The following is a 4,927-nucleotide window of genomic DNA, read 5'->3' on the forward strand; positions in this document are numbered from 1 at the left end:
CCGCCGCCTGTCGCACCTGCGCCGCCACTGCCGCAGTAGGAGTGCCCGCGGGCGCGACGGCGTCGCAACGTTTACGCTCGCGGAGGTGAGCCGGCCCGTCGCACCTCCCGGAACAGCGATCCTGCGCACCGCACTGCGTGTCGCGATCATCCTGTCGGTGGTGGCAGCCGTAGCGATCGTCGCGGTGACCTCGGAACGGGGCGTGTGGTGGCGGCTGATCACCTTCACCTACCAGGCCAACCTGCTCGCCGCCGGGTACTACCTGTGGACGTTGGTGTCGCCGCGGGCCGACTCCCGGGTCGGGGTGCGCGGCGCGATCGTGCTCTACGTGGTGCTGGCCGGCGTCGTCTGGAACCTGTTCCTGACAGACCACAGCATGGGATACACACCCGCAAACCTGCTGCTGCACGTCGTGGTGCCGGTTCTCGCCCTGACCGACTGGCTGCTCGTCGGCCGCGGGATGGCGAGGGTCTCGTGGTGGCAACCGCTCGCCTGGCTGGTCTACCCCGCGGCATATCTCGCGCTGGCGCTGCTGGTGCTCAACAGGTTCGGCCGACGCGCGCCGTATTTCTTCCTGGATCCCGCTACCGTCGGCGCCGCGGCGGTGGCGATCAACGTCGGCGCGCTGGCCGGGTGTGTGCTGGCTGTCGGCTACGCGTTGCTGGCAGCTCACCGCGCCGCCGCCACTGCGATCGTCGACACACCGTGAAACGTTCCGACGTGCGAATTCGATAAGCGAGCAGAAGCAATCAGAATCCACCAACCAAGTCGCCGGGCAAACGCCTTCGCCCGCGCCGAACTCCGACGACGAACTAGGATGGCAACGTGCTGAGCGCTTGTGTGCAGCGAACCCGACCCGGGCGAACGATCACCCGGCGCATCGTCGCGGTGATCGGTTCCGCCCTTCTGGTCACCGGGCTGTCGGTGGCCGGCCCGATACCGTCCGGATCGGCCGCGACGGCCATCCCCGAACCGGTTGCCGGCGTGACACCCGTGGCAGGCCAGACCGTGGGTGTGGCCCATCCGGTGACCGTGACGTTCACCGGCGCGATCGACAACCGGGCCGCAGCCGAAGGGGCGATCACAGTCACTCCCGCAGGGGCACCGGAAAACGCGTCCGGGTCGTTCGTGTGGCTCGACGACCACGTCGTCGAGTGGACCCCCGCCGAATTCTTCCCAGCCCACACGCCGATCAATGTGTCCGTCGGAGGGTTCTCCACCAGCTTCCAGACCGGCTCGTCGGTGGTCGGCGTCGCCGACATCAGCGACTACTCGTTCACCGTGAGCATCGACGGCGTGACCGCGCGACAGATGCCGGCTTCGATGGGCAAGGCCAAATTCCCCACGCCGGTCGGGCGTTTCACCGCGCTGAGCAAGGAACGCAACGTCACCTTCGACTCGAGGACCATCGGCATACCGCTCGACGACCCGGAGGGCTACCTGATCAAGGGTGAGTACGGGATCCGGGTGACGTGGGGTGGCGTGTACGTGCACTCCGCGCCATGGTCGGTGGGTTCGCAGGGTTACGCGAACGTCAGCCACGGGTGCATCAACCTCAGTCCGGACAACGCCGCCTGGTACTTCGACAACGTCCGGGTCGGCGACCCGATCATCGTCCAGGCCTGAGGCGCACTCAGCAGTCCGCCTCGATCCTGAACTTCGCCGTCACCTCGTTCATCGGGTCGTCGACGAAGTTGCCGGCTGCCGAACCGGTGATGGTGTACTTGCCATCGACACCGGTCACCTCGGCCTCCCCGATATTGTCGGCCCAGTAGGTGCCGGTGAAACCGCCGAACCCGCGGAAGTCCACAGACATCGGAGTGACCGAACCCCCTGTCTCCAGTACCGCAGTGAAGCCGTCGTCCTTCTCGGGTGTCTCGATGTACCAGGACCAGCCTGATTGATGGCAGCGGACGGCATGCGCCCCGCCGGTGTCGGTGCCGTCGATGCTCACCCTCGCGGTGGTGCCGCCGAGCGCCGGTTCCGGCGTCGAGCAACCGGCCGCGCCGAGGATTGCAGCGCTACCGATCGTGACCGCTGCGATGAGGTGTCGGGTCTCCATGGCGCTCGACTCTATTCGCTGCGACGCGGTTCTCCGGCCGAAATGCCCGGGTACAACGGATCTGATATGCCTCCCAGGCCGAGTTCTGCGGGCGTCCGCGGCTAACGCAAGGCTTGTGCGGTGGCGTCGTCAGCGGGCAGGAAGGCCTCGATGCTGAGTTCTGCGGCGGTGAGATCCAGCGCGGTGCCGAACGTCGTGACCATACTCACGAATCGCAGTAGCCGTCCGTCCGATGTCACCAGCTCGAGCGGTACCGCCACTCCGCCCAGATCTGGCGCATGCTCCAAACCTCCAGGGTACGAATCGATTTCGGTGAGCAGCGCGCGGAGCTGTTCGGAATCGCCCGCCTCGACCTCGCGGCGCAGCCGCTCGATCAGGTGCGCGCGCCACTGCGCGAGATTGGGAATCCGCGGCGCCAAGCCGTCGGGATGCAATGCAATGCGCAGCGCATTGGGCCGCTCGAGCAGATGCGGCGCGACACCTTCGAGCAACACCGCGGCCCCCGGGTTGGCCTGCAGGATCCACCACCCCCGGTCCACCGCGACACAGGGATAGGGATCGAACGCTTCCAGGACCCGTCGGACCCCGCGCCGGACGGCAGCCATGTCCGGTGCATCAAGTGACCGCTCGCCGTAGACCGGGGCCAGTCCTGCAGCCAGCAGCAGCGCATTCTGTTCGCGCCGGGGCACCTCGAGGACCGCGGCCAGCCGCAGCACCATCGTCCTACTGGGGCGCGCCCGCCCGGTTTCGATGAAGCTGACGTGACGCGCTGACACCTCCGCTGCGAGCGCAAGATCGAACTGACTGAGCCGACGCCGCAGACGCCAGCGACGCAGCATCGTGCCGACCGACCCGGATGCTCCGGGGGCAAGTTCCACAGCCGTCATGACAACGAGTGTGGTCGCGGGCCGCGCGTCTGACCACTACCTCCGAGGTAATTGTGCCGCCTACCTCCAGCAGGCACGGTGAAGATACGAACACAGGAGAGGCGGGGCCATGTCATCACCCATCGAGACATCACCCATCGAACCGCTGCCGAACGTCCCGCGATGGTTGCGATTCGTCCTGATCTGTGACCGGGCGGGGTCGTCGTGGTACATCGGTGCCGGCTTCTTCTTCGCCCCTGTGCTGGCGATGCTGTCGCCGTGGCCGGTGCTCACCACCGTGCTCTGGGTGGTCATCGGGATGACCGGTTTGTGGCTGGGCCTGCTCGGTGCCGCCATGGCCACCGGTCTGGCGATGGTGCTGCGGTCGAACGCCGAGATCCCGGAGGACTACTGGCGTTCGATCCTCGACTACCCGAGCGCCGTCAGTGCTGCACCGGGCAGGCCGACTGTCCGGAGTAGTCGACCTGCCAGTGTTTGATGCCGTTCAGCCAGCCCGACCTGAGCCGTTCGGGCGTGCCCACGGATGTCAGATCCGGCATGTGGTCGGCGATCGCGTTGAACATCAGCTCGATCGTCATCCTGGCCAGGTTCGCCCCGACGCAGTAGTGGGCACCGGTCCCTCCGAAGCCGACGTGCGGGTTGGGGTCACGCAGGATGTCGAACGAGAACGGATCGTCGAAGACCTCCTCGTCGAAGTTCGCCGACCGGTAGGACATCACGACGCGCTGTCCCTTCTTGATGGGAACACCTGACAGCTCGTAGTCCTGCAGAGCGGTGCGCTGGAACGAGGTGACGGGCGTGGCCCACCGCACGATCTCGTCCACCGCGCTGAACGGACGTTCGCGTTTGTACAGGTCCCACTGGTCGGGGTGATCGGCGAACGCGATCATGCCGTGGGTGATCGAGTTGCGGGTCGTCTCGTTCCCGGCCACCGCGAGCAGCACCATGAAGAAGCCGAATTCGTCGTCGGAGAGCTTGTGGCCGTCGACGTCGGCCTCGATGAGCTTGGTGACGATGTCCTCGCCGGGTTCCTCGGCCCGGATCGCGGCCAGTTGCATCGCGTACATGATCAGTTCGGTGGCGGCGTTGCGTCCGTCGTGGTGCGCGAACTCCGGATCGTCGTCGGCGACCATCTCATTGGACCAGTCGAAGATCTTCTTGCGATCTTCCAGCGGGATACCGATCAACCCGGCGATCGCCTGCAGCGGCAGTTCACAGGAGACCTGTTCGACGAAGTCGCCCGCGCCCGCGGCGGCGGCGCTCTTGGCGATGTTCTGGGCTCGCTCGTCGAGGTCGGCGCGCAGGCGTTCGACGGCCCGCGGTGTGAAACCCCGCGAGATGATCTTGCGCAGGTGCGTGTGGTGCGGCGCGTCCATGTTCAGCAGGACGAACTTGCCGGTCTCGATCTGTTCGCCGGTGGAGCCTGCCGGATAGCGGGGGAGTGCCGTCTTCTCGAGGCTGGAGAACACGTCGCTGCGTTTGGATATCTCTTTGACGTCTCTGTGTTTGGTGACCACCCAGTAACCACCGTCACCGAACGGCCCGGAACCGCCTTCTGTCTGCTCGTTCCACCAGATCGGCGCGCTTCGACGCAACTCCGCCAGTTCCTCCACCGGCAACCGCTCGCAGTTGAGGTCTGGATCGGTGAAGTCGAATCCGGGCGGGAGGGTGGGAGTCGGCATACGTTGGCTCCTAACCGTCAAGTGGCCGTACCGCATTGCAACACGAAGTCGGGTCCGGGCGAGACAACTTGGGAGAAGTGTTTACCGAGTTTCACCACTGGACTCAGCCGAGCGGCGGTGTAACGATTTCAGTGCCGTAGCAGATGCATCCAGTACCAACCGCCACACCCGGAGGGGGCATCGGTGAAGTTCGGATTCGACACGAAGAGCATTTCCCTGGTCGGCGCTGCCGCGTTCGCCTCGCTGATGGTCGCGGCCGCGCCCGCGGCGGCTGAGCCGGTGCCGCCACCCGCACC

Annotated in this window: 6 protein-coding genes; 3 read left to right on the forward strand and 3 right to left on the reverse strand. The window is 66.2% G+C overall.

What is annotated here, in order from left to right:
- Positions 1–85: 85 nt before the first annotated feature.
- Both WA965_RS29135 and WA965_RS29140 read left to right on the forward strand, forming a co-directional pair.
- Complete coding sequence (locus tag WA965_RS29135; protein WP_526295948.1) at positions 86–709, forward strand: Pr6Pr family membrane protein; 624 nt, start codon at positions 86–88, stop codon at positions 707–709.
- A 116-nt stretch (positions 710–825) separates the two neighbouring features.
- The gene (locus tag WA965_RS29140; RefSeq protein WP_526295946.1) at positions 826–1,626 is read left to right on the forward strand and encodes a L,D-transpeptidase; all 801 of its coding nucleotides are present in this window, start codon (positions 826–828) and stop codon (positions 1,624–1,626) included.
- 7 nt (positions 1,627–1,633) lie between these two features.
- Here WA965_RS29140 and WA965_RS29145 read toward each other — a convergent pair whose 3' ends face one another.
- Both WA965_RS29145 and WA965_RS29150 read right to left on the reverse strand, forming a co-directional pair.
- Entirely contained in the window at positions 1,634–2,062 is a 429-nt protein-coding gene (locus WA965_RS29145; RefSeq protein WP_526295944.1) for a lipoprotein LpqH, read from the reverse strand.
- Positions 2,063–2,163: 101 nt separating this feature from the next.
- Positions 2,164–2,949, reverse strand: coding sequence for a helix-turn-helix transcriptional regulator (locus WA965_RS29150; protein ID WP_526295942.1), 786 nt, complete (start codon positions 2,947–2,949; stop codon positions 2,164–2,166).
- A 109-nt stretch (positions 2,950–3,058) separates the two neighbouring features.
- Here WA965_RS29150 and WA965_RS29155 point away from each other — a divergent pair, with 109 nt between their 5' ends.
- A complete protein-coding gene (locus WA965_RS29155) occupies positions 3,059–3,427 on the forward strand; it encodes a hypothetical protein (protein ID WP_526295940.1) in 369 nt (122 codons plus the stop codon).
- Here WA965_RS29155 and WA965_RS29160 read toward each other — a convergent pair.
- Positions 3,372–4,631, reverse strand: coding sequence for a cytochrome P450 (locus WA965_RS29160; RefSeq protein WP_526295938.1), 1,260 nt, complete (start codon positions 4,629–4,631; stop codon positions 3,372–3,374). The genes WA965_RS29155 and WA965_RS29160 overlap by 56 nt on opposite strands.
- Positions 4,632–4,927: the final 296 nt, after the last annotated feature.

The sequence above is a fragment of the Mycobacterium sp. genome, from assembly GCF_049683935.1.
Taxonomy (GTDB): Bacteria; Actinomycetota; Actinomycetes; order Mycobacteriales; family Mycobacteriaceae; genus Mycobacterium.